We start from the raw sequence: 16,192 nt of genomic DNA, 5'->3' as shown, positions 1-16,192 counted from the left end.
GGACCGCAGCATGGAGCACCCTCCCGCGGGCGAGCACGCAGCCGACCTTCCCGCCACGTCACGCCCGCTGCCCGGACACATTGCGGCGGCCCTGGCCGGCGCGGGCGGGGCGGCGGACTCGGCGGGCCAGCCCTGGGCCGGGCGCAGCCTGTCCGGCGACAGCGCCAACATCCACAATTTCGAGGACGACGACGGTGCGGCCGACCCCGGATACCTTGCGGCCCTGGCGGCCCTCGCGTCCGGCGACGGCGACGAGGCCGCGGTGGTGGCCGCGCTGGCGACGGCGCGGGTCTTCGTCCCGATCCTGGCCACCCTCGCCGAAGAAGGCGACGGTGCCGGCGGCCTGCAGGCCGACAAACAGGCGGACATGGCCCTCGTGACGCTCAAGGCCCCGGACGGGCGGACGGCGATGCCCGTGTTCACCTCGGCCGCTTCGCTCCAGGCCTGGCACCCGGAAGCACGCCCGGTGGCCGTCTACGCTGCCCGCGCGGCGCTTTCCGCGGTCGCCGAGAACGCCGAACTGCTCGTGCTGGACCCGGGCTCGGCGGTGACCTTCGTCGTGCGCCGGCCCGCCGTGTGGGCCCTCGCCCAGCAGCGGGACTGGACTCCGTCGTACGCTGATCCCGAGCTCGCCCTAAGCCTCGGCGAGGCCGCGGTTGGCTTTCCCGCGGTCCGCCGTGTTGAAATTCATCCAGGCGGTGGGGTTGCCTCGCGTGCGGCCGACGGGACGACGCTGCCGGGCGGGGGCTCCGGCCCGGAACTCCGCGTCATGCTCTACCTTGAAGACGGGCTCGACGCCGCCGGCGTCCAGTCCATCGTGTCCGGCCTCAACAGTGCCTGGGCGCGGAATGAAGTATTTGCTGAGCGGGTTGACTCAATCGAGGTCAAATTGCAGCGCGCAGCACAGTAGCTGACGGCCAGCGGGGGAGAGCCCGGTGCTGCCGGGGGCAGTACCGGAAGGATGAAAACTACGTGAACTTCGCGCTGTACCGGGAGCTGCTGGCCGTTCGGCCGATCAGGCGGCTCCTGCTGGTGGGGATGGTTGCCCGCATACCGCACTCCGCGGCCGGGGTCCTGCTGACCCTGCACATTGTCCTCACCCTCGGGCAGGGTTACGCCGCGGCCGGGGCCGCGGCTGCCGTGATGACCATCGGCATTGCCGTCGGAGCACCCTGGCGCGGCCGGCGCGTCGATACCGTGGGCCTGCGGCGGGCCCTGATTCCGTCGGTCATTTCCGAGGCTGTCATCTGGTCGGTGGTGCCGCACGTGTCCTACGAGCTGCTGCTGCCGCTGGTGTTCGTCGGCGGCCTGCTGACCCTGCCGATCTTCAGCGTCGTCCGCCAGTCCCTCGGAGTCCTCGCCACGGGGGAGCAACGGCGCACTGCTTTTGCCCTCGACGCCATCTCCACCGAACTGGTCTTTATGATCGGCCCCGCGGCGGGGGCCCTCGTCGCCACCGCCGGACTCTCGGTCCTGGGGCTGACCATTGTTGGCGTCGCCACTTCCGTGTCCGGGCTCTTCCTGATGTGGTTCAACCCGCCGACCCGCAGCGCCGAACCCGGCCCTGGGGCCGATGCCGCGTCCGCTTCCGGGTACGATGCCGAGTTCGAGGCAAGCCAGCAGGAAGCAGCCGAGGTTGCGGTGGTCGCCGCCGCCCCGGCCCGCCTGCAGGAGGCTGCCGCCGAGTTCGCTCCGCTGGCCGCCGCCGGGGACCGGCGACTCGAACGTGCCGGGCTGCGGCACAAGGTCATCCGTAATTTCGTCTGGTTCACCCCCGCGGTGGCCGCCGTCTTTGCCGTCGCCGCCGGGGCCGGCATGGTCCTCAGCGGCACCGACGTCGGGATCGTGGCCGCCCTCGAAACCGGCGGCCACCAGGCCGAGATCGGACTGGTCTTCCTCTTCTGGTGCGGGGCTTCGGTGGTCGGCGGCGTGATCTATGGCGCCATGCACCGGCCCATCTCGCCGATCCTGCTGCTGATGGGAATGTCCGCGCTGAGCATTCCCATGGCCTTCGCGCAGGACACCTGGACCCTCAGCCTGCTCGCGCTCCTGCCGGGGCTGCTCTGCGCCCCGGTGCTATCGGCAGCCTCCGAGAAGGTCGCCGAACTCGTCGACGAGCGCCGCCGCGGCGAGGCCATGGGCTGGTACGGCTCCGCCCTCACCGGCGGCGTCGCGCTCGGTGCGCCGCTCGCCGGCGTGTTCATCGACGGCGTCGGTCCCTCTGCCGGATTCGTGGCCGTGGGGGTGGGCGGCGTCGCGCTGTGCCTGCTGGGGCTGGTGCTGCAGCACCGCCGCCGGCGGCGCCTCGCCTCAGTCTGAGCGCACCGGGACCGGCACGCCCCTAAACCCGCGGGCCTTAAACGATGGCGGCGGGCGGACCGGTATGGTCCGCCCGCCGCCGCGGTGCCGCTGGAAACACTCTGTGCTTCGTTGACCGCGTGCTTAGTTGACCGCGTGCTTAGTTGACTGGATGCTTAGTTGACCGGGCCGGTGTACTTCTCGCCCGGGCCCTTGCCCGGGGCGTCCGGGATGATGGATTCCTCGCGGAAGGCCAGCTGCAGGGACCGTAGCCCGTCGCGCAACGGCCCGGCGTGCTGGGAGCCAATCTCCGGAGCGGCCGCGGTGACCAGGCCGGCGAGGGCCGTGATCAGCTTGCGGGCCTCGTCCAGGTCCTTGAGCTCTTCGGCGTTTTCCTCGGCGGCGAGGCCAAGCTTCACGGCGGCAGCGCTCATAAGGTGCACGGCGGCGGTGGTGATGACCTCGATCGCGGGCACCTCGGAGATGTCGCGGATCTGCTGTGAGACGTCGCCCTGGGCGCTGGCGGGCTCGTAAACGTGTGAATTACTGTCTGAAGTGCTCATGCTGGTAAGCTTGTCACAGACCGACTGATTGTCGTTATTTCGCTCCGGTAGCTACTGTTCTTCAGTAATACTGCAGCGGTCTGACAGCCGGAACCCGTCCGCAACCGACATGCCCGTCATGCAGGTGCGCCGGACGGGATTTCTTCTGTAGAATCGACTTTCAGTTTGCAAGCGGAGTTCTCTCCCACCCGCGTCAACCGCTCTCCTTCGGGAAGCTTCGCAAGAAGCAAGGTTGCCGGGTACCTGGTCGGGCATTTTTCCCGGGCGTCAGCACTGGCAGGATGCATGTCGCCTCACACGAGGCAGGCAGTTCCGATCTTCGAGGCCTTCGATTGCTCCGGCAATTGGGGGCCTTCTCTTTTTGCCGGTGGAATACCCCTCACGAACACAGGAGCTTTAACATTAGCGAGCCAAGAATCAATGAGCGTATCCGCGTCCCCGAGGTGCGGCTGGTCGGCCCTGCAGGCGAGCAAGTAGGCGTTGTCCGTATTGAGGATGCCCTGCGTTTGGCTGCCGAGTCCGATCTTGATCTCGTTGAAGTTGCACCGCAGGCCAAGCCTCCGGTGTGCAAGCTGATGGACTTCGGCAAGTACAAGTACGAAGCCGCCGTCAAGGCACGCGAAGCCCGGAAGAACCAGACCAACACGGTCCTGAAGGAAATCCGCTTCCGCCTGAAGATCGACACCCACGACTACGAGACGAAGCGCGGCCATGCGCTCCGCTTCCTCGGCGCCGGTGACAAGGTCAAGGCCATGATCCAGTTCCGCGGCCGTGAGCAGCAGCGCCCCGAGATGGGCATCCGCCTGCTCCAGCGCTTCGCGGACGACGTCGCCGAAGTTGGCGTCGTGGAGTCCAGCCCGCGTATCGATGGCCGCAACATGGTCATGGTCGTCGGTCCCCTGAAGAACAAGGCAGAAGCCAAGGCAGAGGCCCGCCGCGCATCGCAGCGTGCAGAAGCCAAGGCCGAAAACGAGGCCAAGGCCTCAGGTGACTTCCGCGTTGACACGTCCGGCCCCGAAGCACCCCTGACGCAGTCGCTCGCCGATCTGCTGCCGGAGGGCTACCAGGTCCGGACCGAGGCACCCGAGGCTGAGGTAACCGCAACGGAAGCCGCCGCCGAGGAAGCCGCTCCCGCCGTCGAGGCTCCGGCTGAAAAGGCTGAGGCCGACCAGGTCGAAGCCGCGGAGGCCCCGGCCGCCGAAGCCAAGGTTGCGGAAGCCCCGGCAGCGAAGGCTCCCGTCCAGGAAGCGCCGAAGCAGGAGGCCCCCAAGGCCGCTCCGAAGCGCGAGGCTCCCAAGACTGAGGCTCCCAAGGCTGAGGCTCCGAAGGCCGCCGTCAGGCCGGCAGTAGCCAAGGCGCCCGCAGCGCCCAAGGCCGCTGCCAAGGCTCCGGAAGCCGCGAAGGCTCCCGAGGCTGAAAAGGCCGCTCCGGCGGCAGCGCCGAAGCCGGTTGCTGCACCGAAGCCGGTGCCGCGTCCCGCGGCGCCGAAGCCTGCTGCACGGCCGGCTGCCCCGAAGGCCGCCGCCAAGCCGGGCACCAAGAAGACCAACTAGCTCAGGGCTGCCGGACAGCAATGTCCGGCAGCAAGAAACCAGCACGCCGCCCGCAGGGGAGGCTGCACGAAAGACTGCAGACCCTGTCTGCGGATACGTAAGGAGATCGGTTCCCATGCCGAAGATGAAGACCCACAGTGGTGCTAAGAAGCGCTTCAAGCTGACCGGCAGCGGCAAGCTGCGCCGCCAGCAGGCCAACCGCCGCCACTACCTCGAGCACAAGTCCTCCAGGCTGACCCGCCGCCTCGCCGGCGACAAGATCGTCTTCAAGGGCGACGCCAAGGTCATCCGGAAGATGCTCGGCATCTAAGTTCCAAGTTCTCTGACTGTTCGCCACCTGGCAGCAGTCAACTACCAAAAAGGCTTCTCAGGCCAGCCGGTTGTTCCGGCAGTAGACGCTTGGGATCAGAATTCTGAAGGAGTACGCACGTGGCACGTGTGAAGAGGGCGGTCAACGCCCACAAGAAGCGCCGGGTTATCCTTGAGCGCGCCAAGGGCTACCGTGGACAGCGTTCACGCCTGTACCGCAAGGCCAAAGAGCAGCTGCTGCACTCGTTTGTGTACAGCTACGGGGACCGCAAGAAGAAGAAGGGCGACTTCCGTCGCCTGTGGATCCAGCGTATCAACGCTGCATCCCGCGCCAACGGCCTGACCTACAACCGTCTGATCCAGGGCCTCAAGGCCGCTGAGGTCGAGGTTGACCGCCGTATGCTGGCAGAGCTGGCCGTCTCCGACGCCAACGCTTTCTCCGCGCTGGTCAAGATCGCCAAGGACTCACTGCCCGCCGACACGTCCGCTCCGGCCGTTCAGGCTGAGGCTGCACCGGCTGCCAAGAAGCCGGCCGCCAAGAAGGCCGCCGCCAAGAAGCCGGCTGCCAAGAAGGCCACCGACAAGGCTGCCGAGTAGTACCTGTAGTCGTTCGATAACGACGTCGTTCAGGAACCGGCTGGAAAGCAACTAAGGTTCTTGTATGAACGAAACCGGGCGCCCGCAAGATGTTTTACTTTCCAACCCCCGAGCTGATCGGGTGAGGAAGGTGGCTCAGCTTGCCGGGCGCCCGGCCCGTTTAAAGCGCAGCGAGTTCCTCGCGGAGGGCCCCCAGGCTGTCCGGGAGGCCCTGACCCTGCACCAGAAGAGGATTGCCGCGGGGGAGCCCGGCGTAGTCTATGAGGTCTACGCCAGCGAGGCCTGCCTCGACCGGCACCCGGACCTGGAGGCACTCGCGGAAGGGGTCACGGCGTTCCTCGCCACTGACGAAGTGCTCGCCGCGATGGCGGACACGGTCACCCCGCAGGGCATCCTCGCGGTCTGCGGTTTCCTCGACGTGAGCCTTGAGCAGGTGCTCGACGCCGGCCCGCAGCTCGTAGCCGTGCTGTGCCAGGTCCGCGATCCCGGCAACGCCGGCACCGTGCTCCGGGCAGCGGACGCGGCCGGCGCGGACGCCGTCATCCTGACCGCATCCAGCGTGGACATCTACAACCCCAAGGCTGTGCGCTCGACGGCGGGATCCCTCTTCCACCTGCCCGTTGTGATCGGCGCTGAAGTCGAGGAGATCGTGGCCCGCTGCAAGGAACGCGGCATCGGGGTCCTCGCCGCCGATGGCAACGGGGAACTGAACCTGGACCGGCTGCAGGACCAGAACGCGGCCCGCCGGCTGGGCGCGCCGCCCCGCGAGTCCGTGTACGCCCTGGAGAACCCGACCGCCTGGCTGTTCGGCAACGAGGCCCAGGGCCTGACCGGGGAAGAACTCGCCCTGGCAGACCACCGGGTGGCCGTGCCCGTATACGGGGCCGCTGAAAGCCTCAACCTCGGCACCGCAGCGACGGTCTGCCTTTACGCCAGCGCCCGCTCACAGCAGGACGGCGCGGCAAACCCGGGATAGCGGCCCACAAACCCGGCCGGCTGATCTCCTGACGGGTTCGCGGCAGCCGCCCGGCAACAGGCAAATAAGTACGGCGGGGGTCCACCGAAAGGTGGGCCCCCGCCGTCGTACCTGTGCAGTTAACTGGTCTTTTTGCGTCCTGTGATGGCGCCGTAGACAAGGGCGACCAGGAGGCCGCCGACAATGGCCAGGAGCCAGGAACCGAGATTCCAGAATTCCATCTTGCCGCCGCCAAACAGGAGATCGCCGATCCAGCCGCCGACAACTGCGCCGACAACGCCGAGCACGAGGCTGGTGACCCAGCCGCCGCCGACCCTGCCAGGCATAACTGCCTTGACGATTGCACCTACTATGAGTCCGAGAATGATCCAGCCAAGAAAGCCCATTACTCCTCCTACATATCGTCGGCATCCAAATGGTGAATCCCGATTATGGCTTCAAGCTAACATAGGCCAGTTTGCTTGTCAGCAGGATCAGACCCAATCGTTATCTGCCCGGTGACCTGCGCTGTTGCGGGCCAATCAGGCCGCCTCACCGCGTCGGAGCGGGGCCGGGTGCGGTGCTCCGGCGGGGCCGACAACGGGTACGGTATTTCTGGTGGGCGCAGGCAACGGCCGGAGTCCACCACCGGGTCGAACCCCTAAGGAGAAGCTCTCTTGGCTGCAAATGGCGGTACCAAGGCGATTGTCGCGGCTCTTGCTGCGAACCTGACCATCGCCGTCCTGAAATTCGTCGCGTACTTCCTGACGTTTTCATCATCGATGCTGGCCGAAGCGATCCACTCGCTCGCCGACTCCGGCAACCAGATCCTGCTGCTCGTGGGCGGCAAGCGCGCCAAGCGGGCGGCGAGCCCGCAGCATCCGTTCGGCTACGGACGTGAGCGTTACATCTACGCCTTCATCGTCTCGATCGTGCTGTTCAGCGTGGGCGGCCTCTTTGCACTGTACGAGGCGTGGGGAAAGCTCCAGCACCCGCACGCCATCGAAGGTGCGTTCTGGTGGGTCCCGCTCGCCGTGCTCATCGGTGCCATCATCGCGGAGTCCTTCTCGTTCCGGACCGCGATCATCGAATCAAACCACGTCCGCGGCAAGCAGAGCTGGGTCAAGTTCATCCGCAGTGCCAAGCAGCCGGAGCTGCCGGTCATTCTGCTGGAAGACCTCGGCGCGCTGGTCGGCCTGGTTTTCGCGCTCTTCGGTGTGAGCATGACGCTCATCACCGGGAACGGCATCTGGGATGCCCTGGGTACGGCGATGATCGGCTTCCTGCTCGTGGCCATCGCCGCCGTGCTGGCCGTGGAAACGAAGTCCCTGCTGCTCGGCGAATCAGCCACCAAGGACGACGTCGCCAAGATCCGGGCGGCCATCGAGTCCGACGGCACCTCGATCATCCACCTCAAGACCCTGCACCTGGGCCCGGAGGAACTGCTGGTTGCGGCCAAGATCAGCATCGGCCGTTCAGAGACGGGCCAGGAAATCGCCGCAGCGATCGACGGCGCCGAGACCCGGATCCGCGAGGCGGTGCCGATCGCCCGGGTCATCTACCTCGAACCGGACGTTCAGCGCGTCACCACCCCGTAACAGACCTTCTGCCCCGCCACGGGTTGTGAGGGGCCGCTGGTCCGGTAGGCGCATTGCGGGCTACCGGACCAGCGGCCTCATGCGTTCGACGAGTCCGCTGATGAGGGCGACGACGAGGCCCAGGACAGCCAGTCCGGCCCCGACCAGGGCCGGTGCAACGTAGCCCCACCCCCAGGCGATGACGAGCCCGCCGAGGAAAGCGCCCAAAGCGTTGGCGACGTTGAGGGCCGCATGGTTGAGTGAGGAGGCCAGCGAGGGGGCATCCGGGGAAGCATCCAGCAGCCGGGTCTGCAGCGCCGGGACCAGCAGGGCACCGGCGGCGCCGACGACGAAGACCATCACGTAGGCGGACCAGGGCCAGTGCACGGCGACGGCGTAGACCACGAGCGCCACGGCAATGCCCGGCAGCACCCAGAAGATCGTTCCCATCACGGACCTGTCCGCGATCCGGCCGCCGACGATGTTTCCAACCACCATGCCCAGCCCGTAGAGGGCGACGACCAGCGGCAGCCAGGCCGCGGGAATGCCCGCAACGGATGTCATGGTGTGGGCGATGTAGGTGTACGTGGCGAAGAAGCCGCCGAAACCCACGATGCCGATCAGGATCGCCAGCCAAACCTGAAGCCGTTTGAGGGCACCCAGTTCGCGGCGGAAGCTCGCATCAGCGCGCGGCTTCTGGAACGGCAGGAACTTCCAGAGCATCACCAGGGTGAGGAGGCCGATCACGCCCACCAGCAGGAACAGCAGCCGCCAGCCATACGCCTGGCCCAGCCAGGTGCCAAAGGGCACGCCGATGACGTTTGAGACGGTCAGGCCGGCCATGACCATCGAAATGGCCCAGCCACGTTTGGTCGGTGCGACCAGTGACGCCGCGATCACGGCCGCGACGCCGAAGAAGGCCCCGTGGGGCAGCCCGGCGGCGAAGCGCGACACCAGCATGGTGCCGTAGTCGGGGGCGATAAAGGACGTCAGGTTCGCGATGCTGAAGAAGAGCATGAGTCCCAGAGCCAGGTACTTCCGCGGCATCTTCGCACCGACGGCGGCCAGCAGCGGGGCCCCGATCACGACGCCGAGGGCGTAGGCCGAGATCAGGTGGCCCGCCTCCGGGGTGCTGATGTTGAGCCCTTGCTCCACCTCCTTGAGCAGGCCCATCATGGTGAACTCCGTGGTGCCGATGCCGAATCCGCCCATGGCAAGGGAAACGATGGCAAGGGCAACATGGCGGGTGCCGGTTTTGGGCGTCGCCGGGGCGTGTGCGGTGATAGTCATTCGTCTGCTTTTCGGTGACGTTCCCGGCTGAAGCCAGGAGAATGCGGCAAATTAAATCTGATGTGTGGTCTGAGGTGTGAAACGGTGCGGGCACGCTCGGTTTTCCGGGTATTCAGGAAGGCGGCCCCCATCCATTCTCCCCTAACCCGGCAGCGCCCGTGCATTTGCGCCGGTGGTTCCAGCTGGGCCCGGTCGGATTCCCGCCGTTGAGGAAGCGCCCCCGCATTGCATCAGCGGACGCTCATCAGCGGATGGCCTGCGTTCTAGCCGGGGAGGGGCGGGGTCTCCGCGGTGCGGCGTTCCAGTTCAACAGCGACGTCCGTGAGCAGCTCATGGGCGGACTCCGGACCGGCGAGTTCCACGCACTGGGTGAGCGCCGCCTGGAGCAGGCACAACTCGAAGGAAGATACGAGGGGCCAGCGGCGGAATGTTCCGAAAATACTTGAGGACGGCGCCTCAGCGGCGGCCAGTTCGCTCATGTCCATGGAGACGGTGACACCCAATTTGCTGTTCATAGACACGATCTCTCTACAAATCACGAACGGCCGGCTGCCTGACCACCCCCAGAGTACCGCGTCCGGGGATGAACGGCGCCAGATTTCTGCTGGGAGGGTGGGCCGCCGCGCAAGGCACCCCGTGCCCCGTTTTGCGACCACAGATCACCTGCCCCGGATGAGGTCCGCGCCCCCGGTGCGGCCCGACAATGGTCGTACTTGCCAGCGGCAGGGCTGTCTGCCGCACCCCATCCCGGAAAGGAGCCTCCCATGTCGGGACCACGCCCAATCCTTGCAGGATCGATCGCAGTCGGGTTCGCCGTCGCAATGCTGGCGGGCTGCAGCACTTCCAGCCCCGGGGCGAGCGTCAGCAGCGCCCGAGCGGAGGAAAACGTTTCGCAGGCGTGTGCTGCTGCCAGTGCCTATGCCGCAGCCCTGACAAATTTCAAGCAGACACTTCAGCCCGGTGTCACGGTGGGACAGCTCGACTCGGCACGGGATCAGGTCGCGAAGACCTTCGACGATCTGATCAAGGCAAGCCAGGACGTGGCGAGGGACGAGGTGGACGCCGTTAAGACGGCTGAAGAAAACTTCGAGCGAGCCGTCAAAGCTGTTCCTGACGATGCCACCCTGACCCAGGCGGTCGCCTCCCTGCGGGACGAGGCAGCTAACGTCCAGGCCGCTGTCAGCGACCTCCAGACTGCGGCCAAATGCTAAGGCCCGGAATTTTCCGGGTGAGGCGCCGCTGGCCGCATGCTCCGCATTTCGCGGTATCAGCGTGCCGCCCCCGCTGGAAGCAGCGAAGTCAAGAATGTGTTTCGGGGAAGACTCACGGGATACCGGCCTGAGAACGCCATGAAATCCTTCGAGGCCGAGACCGTGATCAACGCCCGGAACTCCACGGTATGGGACATCATCACGGACGGCGGAAACTACCCCGTCTGGGACTCCGGCATTACCCGCATCGACGGCCAGTTGCGCAGCGGCGGCCCGATAAGAGTCCGGACCCGCACCGGCGGGAACCGCACCTTCAGGCTACGCGTCCAGCAGATACCGGGCGAGGTGATGATCTGGACCGGGGGCCTGCCCTGGGGCCTGTTGAAGAGCGTGTGCACGTTCACCTTGACTCCCCATGGTGGCATGACACACTTGCGCGTCCGGGAGGAATTCACCGGCCCACTGTTGGGTCCGATGTGGAGCACCGTCCCCGATCTGGAACGGGCTTTCGCCGATTACGTCAGCGCCGTCAAGAAACGCGCCGAACTCCTCGGCAGACATGAAGCCAGGGTCCCAGCTTCGCCGGACCTGCAATGGCCCAAATCGGGCGACGGCTCAGGCCGCCCGAGTGCCCGCGAAACTTCGCCGTGGTGGAGGCCGATCCTGCCCTGACCGGCGCCGCGGTGATTCCTCCAGCGAACGCCGGCTTCGTGTGCGGGACGGCGGAAGAAAAAAGCTGCCATTTACACGCATTCGCGCCGCGCGTATGCTCTTCCCCCCAAGCAGTCTTATGCTTCCGGGAGGCCCCAGTGACAAATTCGGACGCCGACGACGAACAACGCTGCGACGCTGAGCAGCGGAACTTTCCTGCGAGTCACTTTGGCGTGGGTCCGGATGGGCAGTTTATTCACATCAAGGTCAGGCCCAACTGGAATAACCCCGGCCAGGGGCACACGATGAGCGGGCAGGACGTGTGGTTTGAGGGCCGCGCGGTTGATTTCCAGCAGGAATGGAACCTCCTTAAAATCTGGCCTCGACTATGATCCGGGCACGCAGGACCGATCCCCATCGCTGATTTCATCTCCGGTCATCGGATTCGCCCCGTAGAGCATCTCGCTAGGGGAACCGGCAGCTATCCCGGATCTGACGCCGTGGCCCCGCGAGATGTCTAGACTTGAGGACGTGACTGGACTTATCAGCGTCGTTGGCGGCGCCGTACTGGATTCCCTGGCCCGACCCGGCCTGCTGCTCGTGGCGCGGCGGACGGCGCCCCCGCACTTCGCGGGCATGTGGGAGTTTCCCGGCGGCAAGGTCGAGTCCGGCGAGACGGGCGAGCAGGCCCTGCACCGGGAGCTCCTGGAAGAACTGGGCGTGACCGTCCGGCTCGGTGCCGAACTGGAAAGCGGATCCGAGGACGGCTGGCCGCTCAACGAGCGCGCGGCGATGCGGGTGTGGTTCGCGGAACTGCTCGACGGCGTTCCCCACCCCCTCCAGGACCACGATGAGCTGCGCTGGATCAACCTTCGGGACCGCGACGAGGTGCTGGGCCTGCCATGGATCCCTGCTGACCTGCCGATCGTTGAGGCACTGTTGGACAGGCTGCCGGTAGCGGATTCGCCGGCCGTTTCCGCCAACTGAGCTGAGCTTTCGGCCCGCCGGGGCCCCACCTCTCGCCAAAGCGCGAACCATGTGACTACGCTGAAGCGAATCGAGAGGAGCAACCCGTGCAGGTCGGTGTCAGACGGGAGCAACGTGCAGGGGAGCGCCGGGTTGCCGCCACACCTGAGACGGTGCAGCAACTCAGGGCCCTCGGCCTGGACGTGGCAGTGGAAAGCGGGGCGGGCGACGAAGCCGGGTACGGCGACGCCGCCTTCGCCGCGGCCGGAGCGTTGATCGTTCCGGAGCTGATCGCCGAATCACTGGATGTCCTGCTGCACGTGCGGCCGCTCGAGCCGGAGGCCGCCGGGCGGCTCCGGCCCGGCACCATCACCATCGGGTTCGCCTCACCAGGCTCGGAACTGCCCGGCGTGGGAGCCCTCGCCGCCGCCGGTGTCACCTCCTTCGCGCTGGAACTGGTGCCGCGCATCTCCCGGGCCCAGTCGATGGACGCGCTCAGTTCCCAATCGCTGGTCTCCGGCTACCGCGCCGTCCTCGAGGCGGCCCTGCGCTACCCGCGGTTCTTCCCGCTTTACATGACGGCCGCCGGAACGATCCCGCCCGCTCGGGTGCTTATCCTGGGGGCCGGCGTCGCCGGACTGCAGGCGATCGGCACCGCGAAACGCCTGGGGGCGCGGGTCTCCGCCAACGACATCCGGGCGGCTTCCGCTGACGAGGTCGCCTCGATGGGCGGCACGTTCATCCATCTGGATCTTGACGCTCGGACCGCGGACACGTCCGCTGAGGGGAGCGGCGGCTACGCCCGGGAGCTTGGCGAGGACCGGGCCAAACGCCAGCGCGCCCTACTGGCCCCCCACGTCGCGGCGGCGGATGTCCTCATCACCACGGCGGCCATCCCCGGCCGGGCGGCCCCCCTGCTCGTGACGACGGATATGGTGGCCGGGATGCGGGCCGGGTCGGTCGTCGTCGACCTGGCGGCAGAGTCCGGCGGAAACGTTGAAGGGGTCATCGCGGGCCGGGACCTCCAGATCCCGGTGGACGGCGGGTCGGTGACCCTGGTGGGCCTGCAGGACGCGGCCTCGGCGATGCCCTCGGATGCTTCCCGGCTGTTCGCCAAGAATGTCGCGAACCTGCTGGCCCTGATGACCGCCGACGGCAAAGTGGTCCCGGACTTTGACGACGAGGTCGTTGCCGGCGCCTGCCTGACCCACGGCGGCTCCGTGCGGCACGCCGCCACCGCCGAAGCACTGGAGGCCCTCAAATGATGGATCCGATCACGCTGCTGACCGTGGTGGTGCTCGCCGTTTTCGTAGGATTCGAAGTCGTCTCCAAGGTGACCAGCAAGCTGCACACCCCGTTGATGTCCGGTGCCAACGCCATCCACGGCATCATCCTGGTGGGCGCCATCATCGTGGCCGGGCAGGCCAGTGACCCGTGGCTGCTGACGGTCGCCCTCATCGCTGTCGTGCTGGCAACCGTCAACCTGGTCGGCGGATTCGTCGTCACGGACCGGATGCTGGAGATGTTCGGCAGCCGGAAGCCGGCCCGGCCCCGTGCCGGCGCGGGGGAGGACGGCACATGAGCGTCCTCGGCCCGGGGTGGACCGCCGTGCTCTACCTGGCGGCCGCGGTCTGCTTCATCCTCGCGCTGAAGGGCCTCAGCTCTCCCCGGACCGCCCGGCGGGGCAACGCCATCGGAGCGGCCGGAGCCCTCGTGGCCGTGATCACGGTGTTCCTCTCCGCGAAACTGGAGAACATCCCGCTGATCATCGCCGCGATCGCCGTCGGGTCGGCCGTTGCCGTCCCGGTGGCCCGGCGCGTGCAGATGACCCAGATGCCGCAACTGGTCGCCCTGTTCAACGGGGTCGGCGGCGGCGCCGCAGCACTTGTGGCGGTGCTGGAACTCGGCCACAGCGAGGACCCCTGGGTGCGGCTGGCCGTGGTGTTCACCATGCTGGTGGGCGCGGTGTCCTTTGCCGGTTCGGCAGTGACGGTCGGCAAGCTGCAGGAGCTGATCAGCACCCGCCCCCTGCTGTTCCCCGGCATGCCGGTGCTGATGGGCGCCGTGGTGCTCGGGGCCGTCGCCGCCGGAGGCTTTGTTGTGGCCACGGGGTCGATCGGCTGGGCTGTGGCGCTGCTGGTACTGGGCCTCGTGGCAGGGCTCCTGCTGGTACTGCCCGTCGGCGGGGCCGACGTGCCGATCGTGATCTCCCTGCTCAACGCCTTCACCGGCCTCGCCGTCGCGGCGTCCGGCATTGTGCTGGGCAATGTGCTCCTCCTGGTGGCCGGCACGCTCGTCGGGGCCAGCGGTACGATCCTGACCAAGGTGATGGCGGCAGCCATGGGCCGCGGCGTCACGGGCATCATGTTCGGCGCCTTCCGGGGCGGTTCGACGGCGGGATCCACCCTGCAGAGCGACCGGCCGGTGCGCTCCTCCTCACCCGAGGACGTCGCCGTCCAGCTCGGTTATGCGCAGCGGGTGGTGATCGTCCCCGGGTACGGACTCGCCGTGGCCCAGGGCCAGCACACCATTGCCGAGCTGGCCACGGCCCTGGCGGCCCGCGGCGTCGAAGTGGTCTTTGCCATTCATCCGGTGGCCGGGCGGATGCCGGGCCACATGAATGTCCTCCTCGCGGAAGCCAACGTTCCCTATGAGGCGCTGAAGGAGCTCGAGGAAGCCAATCCGGAGTTCCCGAACACCGACGTGGCGCTCATCGTGGGCGCCAACGACGTGGTTAATCCTGCCGCCAAGTCCACGCCCGGCGCCCCGATCTACGGGATGCCGATCCTGGAGGTGGCCCAGGCCGGCCAGGTCGTCTTCCTCAAGCGCTCCATGCGGCCGGGCTTCGCCGGGATCGAGAACGAGCTGCTGTTTGATCCGAAGACCACACTCCTGTTTGGCGACGCCAAGGATTCGCTCACCCGGGTCCTGGGCGCCGTGAAAGCCCTCTAGCCGACACTCCAGCCTTCTGGAAAGCCTCCAGCCGTCTGGACAGCCCTTCGGAACCCGCTAGAACAGGGTGGGCTGCGCGGCATCGCTGGCGGCCCGCTCGACGCCGCGGAGTGCGGCCGGCTCGGGGATGCTGCCGGCCGGATACTGCGCCTCCTCATCCCGGGGATCACCGCCGCCGGAACCGTCGTTGAGGTCTCTGTGGCTGAAGCCCTGCGATCCGGAGAAACCATGGCGGGCCTTGAAATAGCGGATGCGACCGGACAGCCAGGCCCGGTACTCCGGGGAAGCGTAGGAGCCGGTGCCGTACAGCCGCCGGTACTTGCCGGCGAGCTGCGGATGTTCCCGGGCGATCCACTGCATGAACCATTCCCGGGTTCCAGGCTTGAGGTAAAGGGCCCCCGCCGTGACGCCGGTGGCGCCCGCCGCGGCCAGGGAGGCGAACAGGGAATCCAGGGCCTCGTCGCTGTCCGAAAGCCAGGGCAGGATGGGCATGGCCATCACCCCGCACGGCAGTCCCGCTTCCCGGAGCCTGGTGATCAGCTTGAGGCGTGCACGCGGACCGGGTGTGCCGGGCTCCACGGCTTCGGAGAGGCGCTCGTCCGTCATCGCCAGCGAGATGCCCACTCCGACGGGCACCTGGGCGGCGGCGTGCTTCAGGAGCGGGATGTCCCGGGCCAGCAGCGTGCCCTTGGTCAGGATCGACAGGGGAGTGCCGGAATCGGCCAGGGCGCCGATGATGCCGGGCATGAGCTGGTAGCGGCCCTCGGCCCGCTGGTAGGGGTCCGTGTTGGTGCCGAGGGCCACATGCTGCCGCGCCCATGAGGGCTTGGCCAGTTCACGGCGCAGGACCTCGGCTGCGTTGATCTTCACCACCACCTGGCTGTCAAAGTCCAGCCCGGCGTCGAAGTCGAGGTAGGTGTGGCTCTTCCGGGCGAAGCAGTAGACGCACGCGTGGCTGCAGCCGCGGTAGGGGTTGATGGTCCATTCGAAAGGCATCCGCGAACCGGCGACCACTTTGTTGAGCACCGATTTGGCGGTGACCTCATGGAAAGTGACGCCGGCAAACTCGGGGGTGGTCACGGAACGCACCAGCCCGATCAGGGGCAGCAGGGGATCGGTGGCGGGGGACGGGCTCCGCCCGATGGTGCCCCCGGGTGCCCCGCCACCCGGGGACCCGGTTCCTGGGGCCCTGTCTTCGGGCGCCGGTTTTAGTGCTTGTGCGTCCCATCTCATGGCTCTATTCGAATGTATGTTCGAGTTTAAGTCAAGG

General features: G+C 67.2%; 19 protein-coding genes. 14 read left to right on the top strand and 5 right to left on the bottom strand.

Annotated elements, in window-relative coordinates; genetic code table 11:
* Nucleotides 1–10: 10 nt before the first annotated feature.
* Both J2W14_RS03420 and J2W14_RS03415 read left to right on the top strand, forming a co-directional pair.
* Complete coding sequence (locus tag J2W14_RS03420) at nt 11–910, top strand: SseB family protein (protein ID WP_307458431.1); 900 nt, start codon at nt 11–13, stop codon at nt 908–910.
* 62 nt (nt 911–972) lie between these two features.
* Entirely contained in the window at nt 973–2,319 is a 1,347-nt protein-coding gene (locus J2W14_RS03415) for an MFS transporter (RefSeq protein WP_307458429.1), read from the top strand.
* A 155-nt stretch (nt 2,320–2,474) separates the two neighbouring features.
* Here J2W14_RS03415 and J2W14_RS03410 read toward each other — a convergent pair whose 3' ends face one another.
* Entirely contained in the window at nt 2,475–2,861 is a 387-nt protein-coding gene (locus J2W14_RS03410) for a DUF1844 domain-containing protein (protein ID WP_226761144.1), read from the bottom strand.
* Between the two features lie 443 nt (nt 2,862–3,304).
* Between J2W14_RS03410 and infC the strand changes: the two genes are divergently transcribed.
* The 4 genes from infC to J2W14_RS03390 all read left to right on the top strand — a co-directional run bounded on the left by infC (nt 3,305) and on the right by J2W14_RS03390 (nt 6,296).
* Complete coding sequence (gene infC, locus J2W14_RS03405) at nt 3,305–4,414, top strand: translation initiation factor IF-3 (protein WP_370871184.1); 1,110 nt, start codon at nt 3,305–3,307, stop codon at nt 4,412–4,414.
* A gap of 115 nt (nt 4,415–4,529) precedes the next feature.
* A complete protein-coding gene (gene rpmI / locus J2W14_RS03400) occupies nt 4,530–4,724 on the top strand; it encodes a 50S ribosomal protein L35 (protein WP_009358635.1) in 195 nt (64 codons plus the stop codon).
* 119 nt (nt 4,725–4,843) lie between these two features.
* Nucleotides 4,844–5,320, top strand: a complete 477-nt coding sequence (gene rplT / locus J2W14_RS03395; RefSeq protein WP_307458421.1) for a 50S ribosomal protein L20 — start codon at nt 4,844–4,846, stop codon at nt 5,318–5,320.
* A gap of 64 nt (nt 5,321–5,384) precedes the next feature.
* Complete coding sequence (locus tag J2W14_RS03390; protein WP_307458418.1) at nt 5,385–6,296, top strand: TrmH family RNA methyltransferase; 912 nt, start codon at nt 5,385–5,387, stop codon at nt 6,294–6,296.
* Between the two features lie 119 nt (nt 6,297–6,415).
* Here J2W14_RS03390 and J2W14_RS03385 read toward each other — a convergent pair whose 3' ends face one another.
* Nucleotides 6,416–6,682 (bottom strand): GlsB/YeaQ/YmgE family stress response membrane protein, encoded by a 267-nt coding sequence (locus J2W14_RS03385; protein ID WP_307458416.1) that lies wholly within the window; start codon nt 6,680–6,682, stop codon nt 6,416–6,418.
* A 270-nt stretch (nt 6,683–6,952) separates the two neighbouring features.
* Between J2W14_RS03385 and J2W14_RS03380 the strand changes: the two genes are divergently transcribed.
* A complete protein-coding gene (locus tag J2W14_RS03380; protein ID WP_307458413.1) occupies nt 6,953–7,873 on the top strand; it encodes a cation diffusion facilitator family transporter in 921 nt (306 codons plus the stop codon).
* A 60-nt stretch (nt 7,874–7,933) separates the two neighbouring features.
* Here the strand turns inward: J2W14_RS03380 and J2W14_RS03375 are convergent, their stop codons facing one another.
* On the bottom strand, nt 7,934–9,142 hold the full coding sequence (locus J2W14_RS03375) for an MFS transporter (protein WP_307458410.1): 1,209 nt from the start codon (nt 9,140–9,142) through the stop codon (nt 7,934–7,936).
* A gap of 263 nt (nt 9,143–9,405) precedes the next feature.
* On the bottom strand, nt 9,406–9,657 hold the full coding sequence (locus tag J2W14_RS03370; protein WP_307458407.1) for a hypothetical protein: 252 nt from the start codon (nt 9,655–9,657) through the stop codon (nt 9,406–9,408).
* 249 nt (nt 9,658–9,906) lie between these two features.
* Here J2W14_RS03370 and J2W14_RS03365 point away from each other — a divergent pair, with 249 nt between their 5' ends.
* The 7 genes from J2W14_RS03365 (at nt 9,907) to J2W14_RS03335 (ending at nt 14,922) form a co-directional block, all read left to right on the top strand.
* Nucleotides 9,907–10,353 (top strand): hypothetical protein, encoded by a 447-nt coding sequence (locus tag J2W14_RS03365; protein WP_307458405.1) that lies wholly within the window; start codon nt 9,907–9,909, stop codon nt 10,351–10,353.
* A 138-nt stretch (nt 10,354–10,491) separates the two neighbouring features.
* On the top strand, nt 10,492–11,025 hold the full coding sequence (locus J2W14_RS03360) for an SRPBCC domain-containing protein (protein ID WP_307458402.1): 534 nt from the start codon (nt 10,492–10,494) through the stop codon (nt 11,023–11,025).
* 137 nt (nt 11,026–11,162) lie between these two features.
* The gene (locus J2W14_RS03355; RefSeq protein WP_307458397.1) at nt 11,163–11,396 is read left to right on the top strand and encodes a hypothetical protein; all 234 of its coding nucleotides are present in this window, start codon (nt 11,163–11,165) and stop codon (nt 11,394–11,396) included.
* A 139-nt stretch (nt 11,397–11,535) separates the two neighbouring features.
* On the top strand, nt 11,536–11,991 hold the full coding sequence (locus tag J2W14_RS03350; protein ID WP_307458395.1) for a (deoxy)nucleoside triphosphate pyrophosphohydrolase: 456 nt from the start codon (nt 11,536–11,538) through the stop codon (nt 11,989–11,991).
* An 86-nt stretch (nt 11,992–12,077) separates the two neighbouring features.
* On the top strand, nt 12,078–13,235 hold the full coding sequence (locus tag J2W14_RS03345; protein WP_307458392.1) for a Re/Si-specific NAD(P)(+) transhydrogenase subunit alpha: 1,158 nt from the start codon (nt 12,078–12,080) through the stop codon (nt 13,233–13,235).
* Nucleotides 13,235–13,552, top strand: a complete 318-nt coding sequence (locus tag J2W14_RS03340) for an NAD(P) transhydrogenase subunit alpha (protein ID WP_307459364.1) — start codon at nt 13,235–13,237, stop codon at nt 13,550–13,552. The genes J2W14_RS03345 and J2W14_RS03340 overlap by 1 nt, the downstream gene beginning before the upstream one ends.
* Complete coding sequence (locus J2W14_RS03335) at nt 13,549–14,922, top strand: NAD(P)(+) transhydrogenase (Re/Si-specific) subunit beta (RefSeq protein WP_307458389.1); 1,374 nt, start codon at nt 13,549–13,551, stop codon at nt 14,920–14,922. The genes J2W14_RS03340 and J2W14_RS03335 overlap by 4 nt, the downstream gene beginning before the upstream one ends.
* A gap of 57 nt (nt 14,923–14,979) precedes the next feature.
* Here the strand turns inward: J2W14_RS03335 and J2W14_RS03330 are convergent, their stop codons facing one another.
* Nucleotides 14,980–16,155, bottom strand: a complete 1,176-nt coding sequence (locus J2W14_RS03330; protein WP_307458387.1) for an Rv2578c family radical SAM protein — start codon at nt 16,153–16,155, stop codon at nt 14,980–14,982.
* Nucleotides 16,156–16,192: the final 37 nt, after the last annotated feature.

Source organism: Pseudarthrobacter oxydans, assembly GCF_030812335.1.
Classification (GTDB): domain Bacteria; phylum Actinomycetota; class Actinomycetes; order Actinomycetales; family Micrococcaceae; genus Arthrobacter; species Arthrobacter oxydans_B.
Note: the sequence above shows the minus strand (reverse complement) of the source record. Positions and strands in the feature narration are given on the sequence as shown.